The organism is Mesorhizobium subarcticum (genome assembly GCF_055456085.1).
In genome coordinates this window covers 6,249,101-6,267,810 of record NZ_CM144237.1, presented here as the reverse complement: position 1 = coordinate 6,267,810, position 18,710 = coordinate 6,249,101, and the positions used below count along the sequence as shown (strand labels likewise).

16 protein-coding genes and 1 pseudogene are annotated in these 18,710 nt (G+C 63.3%); 5 read left to right on the top strand and 12 right to left on the bottom strand.

The annotated features are described in order from the left end of the window. Positions 1-4: 4 nt before the first annotated feature. Positions 5-1,324 (bottom strand): ABC transporter substrate-binding protein, encoded by a 1,320-nt coding sequence (locus ACZYHG_RS30690; protein ID WP_464611776.1) that lies wholly within the window; start codon positions 1,322-1,324, stop codon positions 5-7. Positions 1,325-1,493: 169 nt separating this feature from the next. Between ACZYHG_RS30690 and ACZYHG_RS30685 the strand changes: the two genes are divergently transcribed. Next, entirely contained in the window at positions 1,494-2,279 is a 786-nt protein-coding gene (locus ACZYHG_RS30685; protein WP_464611775.1) for an IclR family transcriptional regulator, read from the top strand. A 66-nt stretch (positions 2,280-2,345) separates the two neighbouring features. After that, entirely contained in the window at positions 2,346-3,185 is an 840-nt protein-coding gene (locus ACZYHG_RS30680) for an amidohydrolase family protein (protein ID WP_464611774.1), read from the top strand. 64 nt (positions 3,186-3,249) lie between these two features. On the opposite strand, the gene ACZYHG_RS30675 is transcribed toward ACZYHG_RS30680, so the two are convergent. Genes ACZYHG_RS30675 through ACZYHG_RS30665 form a run of 3 tightly spaced genes read right to left on the bottom strand, consistent with a single transcriptional unit; the run spans position 3,250 to position 6,124 of the window. Further along, entirely contained in the window at positions 3,250-4,395 is a 1,146-nt protein-coding gene (locus ACZYHG_RS30675; RefSeq protein WP_464614827.1) for an extracellular solute-binding protein, read from the bottom strand. Positions 4,396-4,409: 14 nt separating this feature from the next. Then, complete coding sequence (locus tag ACZYHG_RS30670; RefSeq protein ID WP_464611773.1) at positions 4,410-5,570, bottom strand: CaiB/BaiF CoA transferase family protein; 1,161 nt, start codon at positions 5,568-5,570, stop codon at positions 4,410-4,412. A 2-nt stretch (positions 5,571-5,572) separates the two neighbouring features. Then, positions 5,573-6,124 (bottom strand): MaoC family dehydratase, encoded by a 552-nt coding sequence (locus ACZYHG_RS30665; RefSeq protein ID WP_464611772.1) that lies wholly within the window; start codon positions 6,122-6,124, stop codon positions 5,573-5,575. A 201-nt stretch (positions 6,125-6,325) separates the two neighbouring features. Here ACZYHG_RS30665 and ACZYHG_RS30660 point away from each other — a divergent pair, with 201 nt between their 5' ends. Continuing rightward, the gene (locus ACZYHG_RS30660; RefSeq protein ID WP_464611771.1) at positions 6,326-7,432 is read left to right on the top strand and encodes a lactonase family protein; all 1,107 of its coding nucleotides are present in this window, start codon (positions 6,326-6,328) and stop codon (positions 7,430-7,432) included. Positions 7,433-7,490: 58 nt separating this feature from the next. Here ACZYHG_RS30660 and ACZYHG_RS30655 read toward each other — a convergent pair whose 3' ends face one another. The 3 genes from ACZYHG_RS30655 to ACZYHG_RS30645 all read right to left on the bottom strand — a co-directional run bounded on the left by ACZYHG_RS30655 (position 7,491) and on the right by ACZYHG_RS30645 (position 10,185). Next, on the bottom strand, positions 7,491-8,474 hold the full coding sequence (locus ACZYHG_RS30655; protein WP_464611770.1) for a Tim44 domain-containing protein: 984 nt from the start codon (positions 8,472-8,474) through the stop codon (positions 7,491-7,493). A gap of 63 nt (positions 8,475-8,537) precedes the next feature. Then, positions 8,538-8,831, bottom strand: coding sequence for a TFIIB-type zinc ribbon-containing protein (locus ACZYHG_RS30650; RefSeq protein ID WP_464611769.1), 294 nt, complete (start codon positions 8,829-8,831; stop codon positions 8,538-8,540). A 364-nt stretch (positions 8,832-9,195) separates the two neighbouring features. Next, entirely contained in the window at positions 9,196-10,185 is a 990-nt protein-coding gene (locus tag ACZYHG_RS30645; protein WP_464611768.1) for a zinc-dependent alcohol dehydrogenase family protein, read from the bottom strand. Between the two features lie 100 nt (positions 10,186-10,285). Between ACZYHG_RS30645 and ACZYHG_RS30640 the strand changes: the two are divergent. Together ACZYHG_RS30640 and ACZYHG_RS30635 are read left to right on the top strand one after the other, a co-directional pair. Then, a pseudogene (locus ACZYHG_RS30640) lies at positions 10,286-11,187 on the top strand (LysR family transcriptional regulator). A 175-nt stretch (positions 11,188-11,362) separates the two neighbouring features. Then, complete coding sequence (locus tag ACZYHG_RS30635) at positions 11,363-13,009, top strand: acetolactate synthase large subunit (protein WP_464611767.1); 1,647 nt, start codon at positions 11,363-11,365, stop codon at positions 13,007-13,009. Positions 13,010-13,046: 37 nt separating this feature from the next. Here the strand turns inward: ACZYHG_RS30635 and ACZYHG_RS30630 are convergent, their stop codons facing one another. The 5 genes from ACZYHG_RS30630 to ACZYHG_RS30610 form a co-directional block, all read right to left on the bottom strand. Then, a complete protein-coding gene (locus ACZYHG_RS30630) occupies positions 13,047-14,216 on the bottom strand; it encodes a substrate-binding protein (RefSeq protein WP_464611766.1) in 1,170 nt (389 codons plus the stop codon). A gap of 80 nt (positions 14,217-14,296) precedes the next feature. Continuing rightward, complete coding sequence (locus ACZYHG_RS30625) at positions 14,297-15,706, bottom strand: ATP-binding cassette domain-containing protein (protein WP_464611765.1); 1,410 nt, start codon at positions 15,704-15,706, stop codon at positions 14,297-14,299. Further along, complete coding sequence (locus ACZYHG_RS30620; protein WP_464611764.1) at positions 15,703-16,689, bottom strand: branched-chain amino acid ABC transporter permease; 987 nt, start codon at positions 16,687-16,689, stop codon at positions 15,703-15,705. Before ACZYHG_RS30620 ends, ACZYHG_RS30625 begins: the two co-directional genes overlap by 4 nt. Then, positions 16,686-17,543, bottom strand: a complete 858-nt coding sequence (gene urtB / locus ACZYHG_RS30615; RefSeq protein WP_027041180.1) for an urea ABC transporter permease subunit UrtB — start codon at positions 17,541-17,543, stop codon at positions 16,686-16,688. The genes ACZYHG_RS30620 and urtB overlap by 4 nt, the downstream gene beginning before the upstream one ends. Before the next feature lie 4 nt (positions 17,544-17,547). Further along, a complete protein-coding gene (locus tag ACZYHG_RS30610; protein WP_464611763.1) occupies positions 17,548-18,669 on the bottom strand; it encodes a class II histone deacetylase in 1,122 nt (373 codons plus the stop codon). Between the last annotated feature and the right edge of the window lie 41 nt (positions 18,670-18,710).

The window sequence follows — 18,710 nt, the reverse complement described above, 5'->3', positions numbered from 1 at the left end:
GTTTCTACAGCTTGCCGGCGTCCTGGAGAATTTGCGTCGCCTTGGCGGCGGCTTCATCCAGTGCCTGCTTGGAGGTCTTGTCGCCGAGGATCGCCGCCTGCAATTCGGGATAGACGGCGTTCGAGATTTCGATCCATTCAGGCGTCTGCGGCACGGCGAAGGCGTGCTTGGCTTCTTCCTGGAATGCGGACAGAACCTCCTTCTTGTAAGGATCGTTCTCGGCCTGCTTCAGGTCCCAGTCCCAGACCGCGGTGCGGGTCGGCAACGGGCCTGCGGCGGCCTCGAGCTTCTGGCTGTCCTCATTGGTCAACCACCACACCAGCGAGGCGGCAGCCTCCTTGTGCGGGCAGTTCTCGGTCACCGAGAAACCGTGGAAGCCGGACCAGCCGGTGCGCTTGCCGGAAGACCCCTTCGGCGCGACCTTCACGCCCACATTGCCGGCGACCTTCGACGACTTCGGATCGTTGAAGAAACCAGCCCAGCCCGGCCAGTCGAGGTTGATGGCGACGGTCCCCGAAGCAAAGCCCTGGCCGAGATCGTCCCAGAGGTAGTTGGTGGTTCCGGCCGGCACGGCCTTGGCCTTGTAGAGATTGACGAACCAGTCGAGCGCCCGGATGCCGGCTTCGGAGTTGAAGACCGGCTTGCCGTCCTTGTCGAGATATTCGCCGCCTTCGGCGACGACCATCTCGTAGAAGCGGCCGTTGATCGCCTCTTCCTTGCCGGCGAACTGCGTTCCGTAAAAATTGGGCGGGTTGGCGAAGAACTCGGCCTGGTCGGTGACTTCCTTCCAGGTGTCCGGCGGCACCAAATCATAGCCGTATTTCGCCTTGAACTTGGTCTTGTTGTCGGCGTTCTCGTAGAGGCTCTTCTGGTAGTAGAGTGCCGAGACGTCGAACTGCGCGCGCGGCAGCATTTCCAGCTTGCCGTCGATGGTCGCGGCCTTGATCGTCGACGGCACGAAGGCGTCGATCTCTTCCTTGGGCAGCAATTTGCTGAGGTCGGTGTAGAGGCCCGTATACTGCGGCGCGAAGGACGAATGGTTCCAGCCGACGCACCAGTTGGTGCTGCCCGAGGCGATGTCGGACTTGAGCTCCTTGTCGATGTCGAAGCCATTTTTCTTGGTCAGGATATTGACCTTGGCGCCGGTCGCCTTCTCCCATTCGGGAATGCGCTCGTAGAGCTTTTCATATTGCTGGCCGCCGATCAGCTTCACGTCGACGGTCACGCCTTCGAACTTGCCGGGCAGGTCGCCGGCAAGGGCCGTACCTGCGCCGAATGCAAGCAACAATGCGCCGGCGGACACGCCGGAAAGCAGTCTGTTCATTGGTATCCTCCCTTGGTGCGCCTTGGCAGGCGACCGCAACTCGTCTGATGACAAGAAGTGCTACATTCATATACAAACAAAACATTCATGGATACGTCAAGGCGAAATTTGTTTCCGCCGGCTGCGTTCCTGCGTATATGAAGGGCAGAATTCACTGGAGAGATGGCTCATGGATGACAGCGAAGACGAGCGCTATCGCGCGCCGGCGCTCGACAAGGGGCTCGACATCCTTGAGCTGCTGGCCGGCGTCGACGGCGGCCTGACCCAGGCCGAAATCGCCAAGAAACTCGACCGCAGCCCCAATGAGTTCTACCGCATGCTCGACCGACTGGTGCGGCGCGGCTATGTCACGCGGCTCGACGGCGACCGCTACTCGCTGACACTGAAACTGTTCGGCCTGGCGCAATTGCACGCTCCGGTGCGGCGGCTGGTTTCCTACGCCACGCCCTTGATGCGCGAGCTGGCCGAAACGTCACAGCAGGCCAACCAACTCGTTGTTTTTGATCGTGGTTCCGCCGTCGTCATCGCCCAGCAAGAGGCCCCGGACTACTGGGGCATCTCGATCCGGGTCGGGTCCCACATCAGCCTGTTCGACACCGGTTCGGGCCATGTGCTGCTCGCCTTCCGCTCGCAGGAAGAGCGGCAGATGATGATTTCCGAATATGTCCGCAGCACCGACAAGACGCCGCAATCGGCGGAGTTCTTCACCCGGCTCGACCAGATCCGCGACCGCGGCTATGAGATGATGGCCTCGATGCAGACCGCCGGCGTCTTCAACCTGTCGGCACCGGTGCGCAGTTCCGATGGCAGGGCGATCGCCGCGCTGTCGATCCCCTACATCACCGTCATCAACACGCCTGCCGCGCCCGACATCACCCGGACCATCGAGCTGTTGCTGGCAACGTGCGAGAAGCTGTCGCACCTGGCAGGCTCGACTGTCGGTTCATCGGCATAAATTCTTATTTGAATGAAGAATTCCTCCGTGAGATGATTTGAAAACACTGGAGGGAGGAGCCTCGCCATGATCATCGACACCCATCTGCATCTCATCGATCGCTCGGCCTTGCGCTATCCCTGGCTCACCGGCGTGCCGGCGCTCAACCGCGATTTCTCCTATGAGGAATACGCCACTGAAGCGCAGCGCGTTGGAGTAGAGCGCGTGTTGCATATGGAGGTCGATGTCGATCCTGCCGACATCGAAGCCGAGACAGCTCGTGTCGAAGGATTGTCGCGGCAGCCCGGCAGCATGCTCACCGGAGTGATCGCATCGTGCCGGCCGGAAGACACGGATTTCCCGGCCTATCTCGAAAGGCAGCGAGCAAATGCTTTTGTCAAGGGTTTCCGCCGTGTCCTGCATGTCGTGCCGGACGAGCTCTCCGAAGGCGCGGTATTTCGCGACAACATCAAGCGGCTCGGCGGCACCGGCTTGACCTTTGATCTCGTCGTGCTGCCGCACCAGATCCCCAAGGCGATCGCGCTGGCCGACCTGGCGCCTGCTGTCCAGTTCGTGCTCGACCATTGCGGCGTGCCCGACATCAAGGGCAACGCTGAGCATCCCTGGCGCGAACATATGAGCGAGATCGCGCGGCGCCCGAATGTCATGGCCAAGATTTCAGGTGTCGTTGCCTATGCCGATCCCGGCAGCTGGACGGTCGAGACACTACGACCCTATGTCGAACACACAATCGCTGCGTTCGGCTGGGACCGCGTCGTCTGGGGCAGCGATTGGCCGGTCTGCACGCTCGGCGGCGGCCTCTCGACCTGGGTGGCGGCGACCCATGCGCTGCTTTCAGGCTGTAGCGCAGAGGAGCGTGAGGGCTTGTTGTCTGGCAATGCCCGCAAGCTGTGGCGGCTGAAATAGTTGGATTTGCATCGGCGTCTCGCCGCGGCGTGGCCTGCGGAAATTCTCCTCCGTTCGGTTTCGTTCAGGCTCCTCCACCGGCAACGCCGGACACCTGTGTGGGAGAACTCTCCTGGAACAGGCGATTGAGATCGGCAACCACCTCTGCGGCTTTGTGCCCGGAAGTCATGCCGGAAAGGATGCGGTCGGACGCCGCCTGCTGGAACGCCATGTAGCCGTCATGGCGCGGCCGCACCCATGCGCCTTCCAGCGTCGCGCGCGTGTCGCGATAGAAATTGCCGGTTGCTTCATTGACCGCCTGATCTTCCCAGGCAGCCGCATGGCCAGGCTGTCCGCCGGCAGCGGCATAAGGACCGCGCTGGATATCGCCGCTGGCGACCCAGTAGGCGAAGTCGATCGCCGCATCCCTCGCCTTGGAGAAAGCCGACACCGCTATGCCGGTGCCGCCGAGCGCCGAACCGACCGGGCCGTTGGAGCCGAAGAGCGGGATGTCGGCGAAGGCCAGCCGGTGCGCGCGAAATCCAGCCATTGCATAGGAGACATAACCATAGATCAGCGGTGCGCAGACGATGCGGGAGCCAGCCTCCGCCATGCGTTCCGAAACGGCGATCGGATCCATCTCGAAGCAGGCAGGCTCAACCAGCGCCGCGATCTCTCGCATTGCCTCGAAGACTTCGCCGCCGGTCTCGATATCGATGAGATCGCGGGACGGATCGGTCGCGCAAGGTTGACCGAGATTGCCGGCAAGTGTGTAGAGCATCATCAGCACGTGGGGTGGTCGCAATGGCAACAGCACGCGCCCTTGCCGGGCAAGATCGAGCACCTCGTTCCACTGTGCCGGCGGCGCCTCCAGCGCATCTGGTCGCCATGCAAGAACCTGGCTGGCCGCGTCGATCGGGAAGGCCCATTGCCGCCCTTGCCAATTGTAGCTCGGATAGGACTGACCGACGCTGCCTGAGGCAAGGGCTGCCCCCTCCGCCTCACGCCCTGCGACATCCAGCGGTTCCAGGCAGCCTTCCGCCGTGATCTGGCCGACATGCGGATGATCGATGACGATGAGGTCGTAGGCGCGCGCCAGTTCCTCGACCGGGAAGGATTCAAAATCCTGCAACGAGCGCTTGTCCCATTCGATGGCGACGCCGGTCTTCTGCTGCCAGAGGGACGAGCAGGCGACCATCGGGTCATAGCCGCGCGGATGGCTCCAGGTCATGCCTTTGAGCGTGGTCACAGGCCGAACTCCGCGCGGATCGCGGCACTGTGCTCGCCGATGCGCGGTGCCGCTCGATCGACCTTAGCCCTGATGCCATCGACCCTCAGAGGCGAACTGGTGGTGAGGATCGAGACATCGTCCTCACGCGTCACCGTCTGCAGCATGTCGAGCGACTGAAAGCCTTCGCTTGCCAGCATTTCCGGCCAGGTCAGCACCTTGGCGCACCAGATGTCGGCGGGCTCCAGAATGGCCAGCCACTCGTCGATGGTTTTCGTCGCAATCCTCTGCGCGATGATCGCCTTGATGTCGTCGCGCGCCGTGAACCACGACGCCGGTTTGTCGCGATAGGGTGCCAGCTCGCTCAGCGACAGCAGGTCGGCGAGTTTGGGGATCGGCGTCATGGCGATGGCGAGATAGCCGTCCTTGGCCGGATAGACGCCGTAAGGCGCGGAGAGATAGGCATGCGCGCTGCGGAAGCTGGAGCGCCTGGGCAAGCGGCGGCCATCATTGAGATGCGTCGTCAGCACCTCGAACTGGAAATCGATCAGCGCTTCCAAAAGGCTGGTCTCAATATGGCTGCCCTGACCGGTGATGCCGCGCCGCACCAGGGCGGCCAGAATGCCTTGCGCGCAGGCCGCACCCGCCAGCATGTCGCCGATGGCGAGACCGAACGGCACCGGGCCTTGGTCCTCGTCGCCATTTAGCCACATCACGCCGGAGCGCGACTGCGCCAGCAGGTCCTGGCCGGGTCGCTTGACCCATGGGCCGTCCTCGCCGTAGCCGCTGATCGAGGCATAGACGAGCCGCGGGTTGATCTTGCGCACGGCTTCGTAGTCAAGGCCGAGGCGCTCGATGACACCAGGCCGGAAATTCTGGATCAGCACATCGGCCTTGGCCAGCAGTCCGCGCAAAGCCTTGAGATCGGCGTCGTTCTTGAGGTCGATGGCAAGACTTTCCTTGGCCCGGTTGATGGCGTGGAAGATGGTGGAATCGCCGCCGATCTCGGTGTCGCTGAGGTAGAGCCGGCGCGACAGGTCGCCGCCATCCGGACGCTCGATCTTGATGACACGGGCGCCGAGATCGAGCAGTCTCAGCGAGCAATAGGGCCCGGACAGGAACTGACTCATGTCGACGACGGTGAGACCGGTGAGCGGCAATTCGGCTGCGGCCGGCATCCTCATTTCTCCGTCTTGCCGACGTAATCGGCTGGGTTGCGATACTTCACCGTCTGCAGATGCTCGCAATACAAAACGAGCTCGCCTTCGCCCTTGAACACCTCATAGCTGGCGCGAATCAGCCCCATCTCCTTGTAGCGGGGCTTCTTGTCGAGGTTGGAACGGATCGAATAGATCGTGTCACCGATGAAGACAGGTTTTATGAAACGGAGCTTGTCGTAGCCATAGGAAAACGCGTTGACGCAGTTGGTGGCGACCAACCCCAGGCCCGCCGAAAAGACGAACGCGCCGGCGATCAGCCTTTTGCCGAAAATGCCTTCGCTCTCGGCAAACATCTGGTCCTGCACGTAAGGATGGATGTCGAGCACCAGCGTGTTGAAGAGATGGCTGTCGCCTTCGGCCATCGTGCGCCGCAACGAGCGGATTTTCTGGCCGACCGGCCAGTCCTCGTAGAACCAGTTCTCGGCATTCCACACCGGCAACGCGGCGTGCGCTTCGGGCATGTTTTGGGGATATGTCGAGGCGACGCCGACAGTGGGGGCGAAGTCGTTCATGGCTGGCTCCGGCAGTCTCGCAGGAGATTCCGGGCAGCCGTTTGAACACGCTTCAAAGCGCCTGGCTGCACGAGGTCTCCTCCCGTCAATCTTCTTTTGTAAATAGTATTTTCACATATGGGGTTGTGTCGCAAGCGAGGACAGGTGAAATTTTGTCCAATCCCGCAGCAATCAAGCGCCAGCGGGCAGGGGAGGAAAATCATGCGCGGTGTCTGGAATGCTTGTCTGGTTTTTGTCGGCAGCCTGAACCGGGAGGCGCCTTATTTTCAAGGCGCCCGAGGCGTCGGTCTTGGCGTCTACAGTTTCGATGAAAGAACGCTGACCGTCCAGAAGCTGGCCGAGACCAGCGACGTCGACAATCCGACCTTTCTGTCGGTCACCCCGGATGGGTCGCGGCTCTATGCCAATTCGGAGGTGTCGACCTGGCGGGAGGGAACGGTTTCCGCCTACGGCTTCGACCGAGCCTCGAACGGGCTAAGTTATCTGAACAAGCAGCCCTCGCTGGGCAGCATCACCGCGCACAACACCATCACCCGTGATGGGACGAAACTTCTGGTTGCCAATTACGGCGCCGGGGAGGGCGGTCCGGATCGGGCAGTTGCGGTCTATAGTTTTGACAAGGACGGCGCACTGTCGCCGCCTGTGGCCAGCGTCTCTCACAAAGGCACTGGTCCCAACGCGGCGCGGCAGGAGCGCTCGCATGCTCACAGCGTCACCGAAACAATTGCCGGCGGAATGGTAATCGTTGCCGACCTCGGCATCGACCGGCTGGTGTCGTATCGGATCGGGCGGGATGGCAGCCTGACGAAATTGGCGGAATCCGCGCTGCCGCCCGGCGCAGGCCCGCGCCATATCGCCCTGCACCCGAACGGACGCTTCGTCTTTGCCATGAACGAGCTGGATTCGACTGTTGTGTCGATGGCGCTCGACGAAGCCACCGGCAGGCTTTCCCTCATCGATGTCAAACCAGCGGTGCCGGACGAGGCGCGCGAGACCAACCACTGCTCCGATATCCAGATTTCCCCGGACGGTCGTTTTGTCTACGGCGGCAACCGGGGTCACGACAGCGTCGTCATCATGGCGGTCGATCAGGAGACGGGTGCCTTGAGCCTTGTCGGCTATGTCCCATGCGGCGGCGCGACACCGCGTAATCTGGCGCTGACCCCGTCGGGCGGCCATCTCTTCTCGGCAAACCAGAATGCCGACCGCATCTCGATCTTCGCCCGCGACGCGGCAAGCGGCCTGCTGACCGACACCGGCCGGGCCATTGAGGTTGGCACGCCGATGTGCGTCAAGATCGTGCAATGATTGCCGGCATAGCCGGCAATCATTGTCGTCACAGTGGCGAGCCGAAACCGCTTGGTGCTCAAGCCTGCTGGATTGCCGTGAGCTTCCAGCTCGAGCCGCTCTGACGCACAAATGTCCACAGCTCGGTCGTCTCGGTCGGATGATCCTCGTCCCCCTCGACGATCTTGCCGCTGGCCCGTTCGCGCGTCACGTCGCGAGACTCGTAGCGCAACGCGGCCGTGGCGAAATCGCGGTCATCCTCGCGCCAGCTTTCGGCGACATCGGCCTGCAGCAAGGTGATATCAGAGACCTCGTTCCTGAGGCCTTTCTGGGCGTTGTCGGCCAGCTCTTCGGAGAGATAGGACACCATTTCGGGCGTCGTCGCCCGGCGCAGGGCGGCATGGTCTTCACGCCCGAATGCTTCCTGCACATCGGTCAACAATTGCTGGAATGCGTCAAGGTCGCTCTGGGCCAGCGTAATGTCTTCCGAGCCGGTCGCCGGGGAGTCTTCGCCCGAACCGCCGCCGAAGCCGGGAATCGTGAACGGGCGTGCGGTGTCCGCATCGCTTGCGCGGTTTTCAAACCGCGAAGCCTGGCCATTGCCGGCACCGGCGAGCGCGGGGGCAGGGCCACGCGCGGATTGCGACCGGAAGAAACGGATAGCCAGCATGATCGCGCCACCGATGAGCAAGGCCTGAAGCAGGAAGCCGAACATGCCGGCCAGGCCGCCGAAGCCCTGGCCCAAGAGCAGCCCGATCAGGCCGCCGATCAGCAGGCCGCGCATCATCGTTCCGCCGAAGCCGCTCATGAAGCCTGGCCTCTGCGGGCCGGCCTGCGGCTGCCGGGCGGCGGAGTTCACACCGGTGTTGGGCGTCATCGAACGCTCGACCGGAGCGGTTGGCGCCGGTGCGGTCCTGGTCGGCGGTGCCGACTGGAATGTGCGCGTGCCGCGACTGCCGAAACTGCCGCCGCGCCGCGCCTCGGCATGATCGATCGCGACCATGGAGAATGCCAGGAACAGTCCTGCAAAGAGGGTTGCAAATCGGCTGGTGCGAGACATCATCGGAGATGAACCTTTGTCGATGTGGTTTTTAGAAATGTTCGGCAGGCGCTTGGCGTCCTGCGGTCAATCGAACAATTCTTCGAAGAATGATTTCTTCCGTTTGGGATAGCGGTGGCCCTGCGAGCGTGAATAATCGTCATCGCGGCCGTGTTGCGGCTGCGAGAACGCTGCCGGCTGTGGCTGCGCCGCAGGCGCCGCCTCCCTGCCGGAGCGCTCGACGATCTTGTCGAGTTCGCCTCGATCAAGCCAGACGCCGCGGCACTGCGGACAATAGTCGATTTCGATACCCTGGCGTTCGCTCATTGTGAGCGCGACGCGGCAGGAGGGGCAAACCAGGCCAAGCAGGGAAGATGTCATACGGGGCTCCAACCGAAAGAAATGAGCCCGCCTAACCAAAAAGAATGGAAACGGGCCCGTTAAAGCGGTCCGACATCACAATCACCACAAGCGATCGTCAGAGGGGCCCGGCCCGCACCGGACAGTTAGGAATGCGGAGCCGTGCCTTCAAGGGCGGTATTGCCGGCAACAATGATTTGTTCGCCGTTGCCACTCAAACCGTCACCACGATCTCAGATCGTCACCACGATCTCAGATCGTCACCACGATCTCAGATCGTCACCACGATCTCAGATCGTCACCACGATCTCAGATCGTCACCACGATCTCAGATCGTCACCACGATCTCAGATCGTCACTACGATCTCAGATCGTCACCACGATCTCAGATCGTCACTACGATCTTCCCGAACTGCTGGTTCGATTCGAGATAGCGATACGCTTCGACAATCTGGTCGAAGGCAAAGGTCCTGTCGATGATCGGCCTCAGCGTGCGGGTCTCCAGGCCTTCAACAATGAACGCCTTGGCTGCCTCCAGTTTCGCCGGATCGCCGGTGATCTCGTGGACGAGGTAGCCACGTAGTGTCAGCGTCTTGCCCAACACGGCAGCCAAGGGGAACGGCGTCGGCTCGCTGCTGAGGCCGCCATATTCGATTAGAATACCGCCATTTGACATCGCGGCCGTCAGCGGCTCGAAGATCGGACCGCCGATTGCATCGAGCACGACGCGTACGCCTTGCGACCCGCTGATCGCGTTCAGCCGTGCGGCAAGATCCTCCTCGGCAAGCACCACCACATGCGCTGCTCCCGCGTCGAGCAGAGCCTGTTTCTTGGCCGATGTCCGAGTCACCGCGATCGCCGTCGCGCCGACCTTGTTGGCGATCTGGATCGCGGCAAGCCCGACACTGCTTGAAGCTGCCGTGACAACGACGTGGTCCCCGTTACCGAGTTTGGCTATGTCGACCAGCGCGCCATAGGCGGTGAGATACTGCATCCAGATCGCCGCCGCTGTCTGACAGTCGAGCGAAGGCGGATGCTTGACGACGAGTTCGGCAGGATGGGTGACCAACTCGCCATAGGCTGGCCAGCGAACCATCGATTGCGGCGGGATAACGCTGACCGCGTCGCCGGGCGTGAAATCCTTCACGCCTGTACCGACCGCCTCGACGATGCCCGCTGCTTCCAGGCCAAGCCCGGACGGCAGTGCCGGCGTCTCGATATAAATGCCCGCGCGCAACAACGCCTCGGCGCGATTGAGGCCGAGCACCTTGACGCGAATCTGCACTTCGCCCGGACCCGGTGGGGGGAGGTCTACCTCCTCGATGCGCAGAACCTCGGGGCCACCATGCTGGTGGAAGCGGACAATACGGGACATTCGGGACACTCCAAATCATCTGAACCGAATGAGCTATGCAGCCGACGATATCGGGGATAAATGGCCGTCCGGGCAGAGAAGTAGAAACCAGGAGTTCCGAATGGATCGGCTCGAGAGCATGGCCGTGTTCGTCAAGGCGGTCGACCTCGGCTCGTTCGCGGCTGCGGCGGTCGCGCTCGACCTGTCCGGGCCGATGGTTGGCAAGCATGTCCGCTTTCTCGAAGAGCGCCTCGGCGTGCGTCTCATCAACCGCACCACGCGCCGCCAGAGCCTGACCGATTTCGGCCGCGCCTATTATGAACGCTGCAGGGTCGTGCTGGCCGAGGCCGAGGCAGCCGATGCGCTCGCCGCCGATCAGCTTTCCGAACCGCGCGGAAAACTGCGCGTCACCATGCCGGCGCATTTCGGCCGACACTGTGTTACGCCCGTGCTGCTAAAGCTCGCGCGGCAGTATCCGATGCTGGAACTCGATTTGTCGCTCAGCGACCGTTTCGCCGATCTCGCCGAGGATGGCTTCGACCTCGCCATCCGAACCGGTGAATTGGACGACAAGGCCGGCGTGATCGCGCGCCGCGTTGCGCGCCAGAACATGATTGTCTGTGCCGCGCCTGCCTATCTCAAAATTCACGGCGAACCGCGGCGGATCGAAGACCTCGCCGATCATCACGCCATTGTCTATCGCCGGCTCGGTCAGGTGGTTCAGCCGTGGCTCTTCCCGCGCGGGGGCAACCCACACAGGAGATCGTGCCCAGCGGCCGGCTGCGGCTCGACGATCTCGATGCCATCGCCGATGCGGCCGTCGAGGGTATGGGGCTGGCGTGGCTGCCCTTATGGCTGGTTCGCGAGCGCATTCGAGCCGGCGCGCTTATGGCGCTGTTGCCGGACCAGCCACACTATCCCTACGACTGCCATGCCCTTTGGCTGCAGACACCACATCTGCCGCTCAAGGTGCGACTGGCTGTCGACGCGCTGGCGGCCGCCTTGCCGAAACTGATGACATGATCACCGGCACGCGCGGCGCTCCGGCCGGCACCGGCGCAGCTCTTTGCATCGCCCAAGGCGGCGGGCTGCAACACGCGCCTTTGACCTGGCGTCGAAGACAGCCTCTTTGCGGCGTCGCCTTCCCTGCCATATGAAGGTGGCTGACGGAATGTACGCATTGCAGGAGAGACGGTTGATGACCAAGGGTTCGGATCTGTTCGTGGCGGCCCTCGAGAATGAAGGGGTCGACCGGATCTTCGGCATTCCGGGCGAGGAAAATCTCGACATCGTCGAATCCATCCGCCGCTCGTCGATCCAGCTGATCCTGACCCGCCACGAGCAGGCGGCCGCCTTCATGGCCGCCACTTATGGCAGGCTTACCGGCAAGGCAGGCGTGTGCATCACCACGCTTGGCCCGGGCGCGCTCAACCTGACCACCGGCTCGGCCTATGCGCTGCTCGGCGCGATGCCGATGATCATGATCACCGGGCAGAAGGGAATATTGTCGTCGCGGCAGGCGCGCTTCCAGATCGTCGATATCGTCGCAGCGATGAAGCCGCTGACCAAGCTGTCGCGCCAGATCGTCTCGCCGAAGATGATCCCCTCGCTGGTGCGCGAAGCCTTCCGCGTTGCCCAGGAGGAGCGTCCCGGCCCCGTGCACCTGGAACTGCCCGAAGACATTGCGGCGGCGGAGTGCGAGCCGATCGCACTGGTGCCGACGCATCCGGTCGACCTGCCGCTGGCCAGCCCGGGCGCGCTTGATCGCGCCGCCCGCATGATCCTGGAAGCCAAGCGTCCGCTGTTGATGTTCGGCGCGGCGGCGTCGCGGCCGCGCGTGACCCCCGACGTCGCCCAGTTCGTGCTGCGCACCCAAATCCCCTATTTTACCACGCAGATGGGCAAGGGTACCGTGCCCGGCGGCACCGAGCTCTACATGGGAACGGCGGCCCTTTCGGAGCGCGACTATGTGCACGAGGCGATCGAGCAGGCGGATCTGATCATCACCATTGGTCATGACACGGTCGAGAAACCGCCCTTCATCATGGGTGCCAACGGGCCGAAGGTCATCCATGTTGGCTATCAGACGGCCGATGTGGAGCAGGTCTATTTTCCGCAGGCCGAGATCGTCGGCGACCTCGGGCCTTCGCTGGCGCTGCTGGCCGACCGCATCGAGGGTAAGATCCCCAATGCGCAGGCCCTGCTGCCGCTACGGGAAGGCATTTTGAGCCGCATCGCCGCGCGCGCCACCGAAGACCGCTTCACGCCGCAGCGCATCGTGCATGACGTGCGCGCCGTCATGCCGGCGGACGGAATCCTCGCCCTCGATAACGGCATGTACAAGATCTGGTTCGCGCGCAACTACCGCACGCGCATGGCAAACACGCTGCTGCTCGACAATGCGCTGGCCACGATGGGCGCCGGCCTGCCGTCGGCGATGATGGCGGCGCTGCTCTATCCCCAGCGTCGCGTCATGGCCATATGCGGCGATGGCGGCTTCATGATGAACAGCCAGGAACTGGAGACCGCCGTCCGGCTCAAGCTCAACCTTGTCGTGCTGCTGCTCGAAGACCATGCCTATGGCATGATCCGCTGGAAACAGGCGGTCGACGAATTCCCGGATTTCGGCATGACCTTCGGCAATCCCGATTTCGTCAAATACGCCGAGGCCTATGGCGCCAAGGGAACAAGGGTTGCGGAGATTTCCGACTTGCGGCCGGCGCTGGAACAGGCTTTTGCCGGCGGCGGCGTGCATCTCGTCGTCGTGCCCATCGACTATTCCGAAAACACCAGGGTGCTTGTCGACGAGTTGCGTGAGCGGCTGCCTGCGCCACGGACGCCCTGACGGCAGCGACAAAGCCGCCGTCAGGTTCAGAAATTGCCTACAGCTTGCAGTAGGGCGTGACCGGCGCGATGGTGCCGAAATCCTTGACGATTTCGTAGCCGATGCCGTCCGCCGCCGCCTTGCCGACATAGGAATGGCAGAGCGTGTGGTTGTTTGAGGCATCGACGCGGATCTTGCCTTGCGGCGCGTCGAACTCGATCGTCGGCAGCGCCTTCAGCACATCGTCATCCTTCACCGATCCGGCCTTCTCGGCGGCCAGCGCATAGAGATGCAGGCCGTTATAGCCGGCCTCGCCGATGCCGTTGACCATCTTCTCCTGGCCGAATTTTTCGCGAAAGCTCGCGATGAACTTCTTGTTGACCGGATTGTCGAGCGCCATCCAGTAGGGTTGCGGCGCGTAGGTGCCGGCGGCGACGCCGGGCGGCAGCGCGTCCTTGTTGAAGACCTCGTCGAGCGGCGCGATCAGCGGCTGTTTGATGTCGAAAGAACGATACTGCTTGAGCTGCGTGACCGCATCGTTGCCGACCACCATCGACCAGACGACGTCGGGTTTCAGCGACTTGATCTTCTGGAAGGCCGGGCCGAAATCCGTGGTTCCGAATGGATAATAGTCGGCGCCGATGATCTTGCCGCCGGCCTTCTCATAGGCTGCCGTGATCGCCTCGGTCATCTTCTGCGGCCAGGCATAGTCGGAGGCCATGACATAGATCGTCTTGCCGAGGTTTTCCGCCACCCACGGCATCATCGGGTCGACCTGCTGCATCGGGATCGGGCCGGTGGCGACGAAGTAGCGGTTGCATTCGCCGCCCTCGAAATTGGTCGGGTAGAAAAACAACTTCTTGACCTTCGACGTCACCGAAAGCGTAGCACTTCGCTCGGGCGAAATGATCGTGCCCATGATGACATCGACCTTGTCTTCGTTGATGAGCTTGCGCGCCTTGTCGATGGCGCCCTTGGTCGTGGTCTGGTTGTCCTCGATTAACAATTCGACCTGGCGGCCGCCAATGCCGTTGGCGGCGTTGAGTTCGGCGGCGGCGAGCTTGTAGCAATTGAGCAGCGTCTCGCCGAGGATCGCCTGCAGCCCGGTGATCGGGATCGACAGGCCGACCTTGACGGTATCGGCGGCGCGCAGGATCGATGGCGCGCCGACCATGGCGAAGGCAGCGGCGGCGCCGCCGGATTTCAGGATCGTTCTTCTGCTTATCATTGTTATGTTCCCTTCCAGTCCAGGCGCGCCCCATGCACGCCTTACAAAGCCAAGAGGTCCCAGGCGCGCTTCAGCGCACCTTATAGGGCCAACAAATCCTTCAGCAGGCTCTCGTCGGCGAATGCTTCCGGCGTGCCCTCATGCACGATCCTGCCCTTCTCCATCACCAGGCAGCGGTCCGCCGCCTTCAGGACGAGGTCGAGATTCTGCTCGACCAGAACGATTGCGATGCCGCGTTCGCGGGCGATGCGCGGTATCAGTTCGGCGATCGACTGCACGATGTTCGGCTGGATGCCTTCCGAAGGCTCGTCGAGCAGCAGCACCGACGGCAGGCCGCAGAGCGCGCGGCCGATCGCCAGCATCTGCTGCTGGCCGCCCGAAAGCGTGCCGGCGATTTGCGCTTCGCGTTCGCGCAGGATCGGAAAATAGCCGAAGATGTCGTCAGGAATGCCGCCGTCGCCGCGATCCCGGGCGGCACGGGTGCCGACTTCGAGGTTTTGCCGCACGGTCAGCTGGTTGAAGATGCCGCGCCCCTGCGGCACATGCGCGATGCCCGCCCGCGCGCGGCGGAAGGCCGGTGCGTTGGTAAGATCCTGATCGCCGAGAACCACTGCACCGCCGCTCGCCTTCAGGCCGCCGGCGATCACGCGCAGCAGCGTCGTCTTGCCAGCGCCGTTGCGGCCGAGCAAGCCGACAATTTCGCCTGACGCCACGCTAAGGTCGATGCCGTTCAGCACCGGGAGCAGGCCGTAGCCGGCCGAGACGGCAAGTGTCCGCAACATGGTCAGCGCCTCCCCAGATAGACGTCGCGGACCATTTCGTCGGTCTCGATATCGTGGAAAGGACCGCTGCGCAGCCGGCGCCCCTGATGCAGCACCAGCGTCTCGCAATTCAGCGCCCGCACGAAGCGGATATCGTGCTCGACCGCAATGATCGAGAACTCGCCCTTGAGTTCGAAGGAGCATCTCGGCGGTCGCCAAGGTTTCCTGCGGCGTCATGCCGGCGGTCGGCTCGTCAAGCAGCAGCAGCCGAGGCTCGATCGCCAGCGCCATGCCGATCTCCAGCCACTGCTTCTGACCATGCGCGAGTTCACCGGCCAGCGTGGCGGCACGATTGGTGAGCGCGACCAGCTCCAGGAGTTCGCCGACCGGTCGGACCGGCGAGGGCACGCCCCATCGCGCCACCTTGAGATTGTCTTCCACCGAGAGGCTTGGAAAGACCGACGGGATCTGGAATTTTCGGGCAATGCCGAGCCGGGCGATGCGGTGCAGCGGCAGGCCGGCAATGTCGTGGCCTAGGAAGCGCACGCTGCCGCTGGTCGGGCGAAGCGTGCCGGTCAGCACATTAAGGAAGGTGCTCTTGCCGGCGCCGTTCGGCCCGATGATGCAGCAGAGCTCCTTATCGCGGACCGTCAGGTTCAAGCCTTCCAGTGCCTGCAGCCCGCCAAAGCGGATGCCGACATTCTCGGCCTGGAGCAGCACATCGCTCATTGCGCGCGCCTCCGGCCTTTGAACAGGCTCTTCAACCGCGCATAGATTGACAGGATGCCGTCCGGTAGCACGAAGACGATGATGACGAAGACGCAGCCGAGCAGTAGCGGCCACAGGCTCGGGTTGAAGCTTGAGATCGTCTGCTGTGCACGCTGGATGAAGATCGCGCCTAGCACCGGCCCGAGCAGCGTGCCGCGCCCGCCGACTGCCACCCAGACGATGACTTCCGTCGACAAAAGCAGCCCGGAGAGGTCGGGCGCTACCAGCCCGGCCATGCAGACATAAAGCGCGCCGGCAAGCCCGGCGATCGCCGCCGAAACGATGAAGGTGACGAGCAGCCGCAACGGCGCGTTGTGACCGAGCGCTGCCGCCCTGACTTCATTGTCCTGGATGGCGGTCAGCACCGTGCCCCAGCGGCCCCGGCTGATCGACCACAGTGCCAGCACCACCACCGCGACGATGGCGGCGACGAAGATGTAGCTGGGCAGGTCCTGGCTGAGATCGACATGCATTCCGCCGACATCGAATTCGATTGGCGGGATGCCGATCAGGCCGCTGTCACCGCCGGTGACCGAGCTCCAGGAGACGGCGGCCTGCTGGCAGATGACACCCATGGCGAGCGTGACGATGGTGAAGTAGCTGCCACGGATGCCGCCGAAGAACAGGAAGTAACCGATGATGGCGGCAACCAAGGCAGACCCCGTCACCGCGCCCATGATGCCGAGCAGGCTGCCGAAGGGGATGGCGTCGTTGAGCGTGATCAGGGCCATGATGTAGCCGCCAATGCCGAAGAAGGCGGCGTGGCCGAAACACAGGATGCCGGTGCGGCCCCAGAAGAAGTCGAGGCTGGCAGCGAACAGGCCGAAGATCAGCGCGTCGCGGATGACAGTCAGCTGGTAGCCGTCGGCGAAGAGCGCATAGAGAACCGCGAGCACCACGCAGACGGCGAAGATCAGCAGCCAGTTGCGGTCGCGGGCGATCATCGCGATGCCCCGTTGAACAGGCCATTGGGCCGCAGCCGCACGGCGACGATGGCCGCGAGCAGCACGATCGCTTGCGCCAGCGATGGCGAGATCTGGTAGTTGAGCACGCTGGTCAGCCCGCCGACGAAGACACTGCCGGCGACAAGGCCGCCGATCGAGCCGACGCCACCGACAATGACGACGAAGAAGGCGTTGGCGAGATAGTTCACCCCCATCTGCGGCAACACGATCGCCAGCGGCGCGACCAGTCCGCCGGCGAGCCCGGCGATGGCCGCGCCGAAGGTGAAGGCGATGGCGTAGGTGCGCCGCGTGTTGATGCCGACGCCTTCGGCCATTTCGCGGTTCTGGATGACGGTGCGGATGTCGAGCCCGAACGACGTCCGGCTGATCAGCAGGATGACGCCGAGCAAGGTCAGCATGGCAATGGCGATCAGGATCAGCCGGTAGGCGGGATAGACGGTGAAGAACAGGTCGAGCGTGCCTTCGATCGGAGGCGTCACCGGCTTGGCGCCGAGCCCGAAGGTCAGCTCAAGCCCTTGCTGCAGGATCAGGCTGACGCCCCAGGTGGCGAGCACCGTCGAGACCGGCCGCGAATAGAGGTGGCGGATGATGGCGAATTCCAGGATGCAGCCGACCACCGCGCCCGCGATCGGCGCGGCGGCGAGCCCCAGCCAGAACGAGCCGCCGATGCTCTGGACGAAATAGACCGCGAAGGCGCCGACGGTGACGAACTCGCCATGCGCCAGGTTGGTGACGTTCATCAGGCCGAAGCTGATCGCCAGCCCGAGCCCGACCAGCATCAGGATGCTGATCAGCGTCAGCGCATTGAGGAGCGTGGTGATCAGAAAATCCATCGCGTCAGGCAGCACTTGCGAGGCGTTGGCGCAGGCCGGCAAGCAGCCCTTCGGCAGCATCGATCGCGGCGGCCTGATGCGGCTGCAAATCCTGCCCGGCCCATTCGTCGATATGGTCCGACAGCGGGTCGACCACTTCGGTGCGGTGGTTGGCCAGCGTCTCGATGACGGCGTGGCCGCAGAACGGCACATAGCCTTCGGAGTAGCCGCCTTCATGGGTCATCATCAGGCGCCCGTTCGATGTCTCGGCGGCCAGCGCCACCATGCGCGCGGCAAGGCGCCGGAAGCATTCGCTGTTCAGCATCATGCGGCCGAGCGGATCGAAGCCCGAGGCGTCGAAGCCGGACGCGACGATGACGAGGTCCGGCCTGTAGGCGCGCAAGGCAGGAGCGACGACGCGGTCGAAGGTTGCCTCATAGGCGCCCGTGCCGCTGCCGGCCGGCAAGGGCACGTTGATGTTGTAGCCTTCGCCGGCGCCCTTGCCATTGTCGGCTAGTGCGCCGCGTCCGGTCGGGTAGAGATTGTCCTGATGCAGGGAAATGGTCAGCACCGACGGATCGGAATAAAACACCGTCTCGGTGCCGTTGCCGTGATGCACGTCCCAGTCGACGATCGCCGTGCGGCCGAGCAGGCCTTCATGCTGCAGCCGGCGCACCGACACGCCGATGTTGGAGAACAGGCAGTTGCCCATCGCCTGGTCGGGCTCGGCATGGTGACCCGGCGGACGCGCCAGCGCATAGGCGTTGTCGACCCGTCCAGTGAGCACCGCGCGCATCGCCGCATAGGTGGTGCCGGCGGACAACAGCGCGATATCGAAACTGTTGAGGCCGATCGGCGCCTGCGGGCCGGCGAAACCGGAGCCGCGCTCGCTGAGCATGCGGATATCATCGACATGGCGCTGTGTGTGCACGCGCAGCAGATCCTCGACCGTCACCGGTTCTGCGACGATCGGCACCAGATGACGCGCCAGGCCGCTGACCTGGATCAGGTTGTTCAGTCGGCGCTTTGACCCCGGTGATTCCAGGTGCCGTCCTGGTTCCACGAAACGGCCGGGAGGCATCATGTCGGCGCTGGAGCCGGTGTCATGCCACATCAGCTGTTCGTGAAAAACGTAACCTGTCGCCATAAGCAGCGTCCTCTAAAATCCAGAGGAGGCTAGCAGGCTAA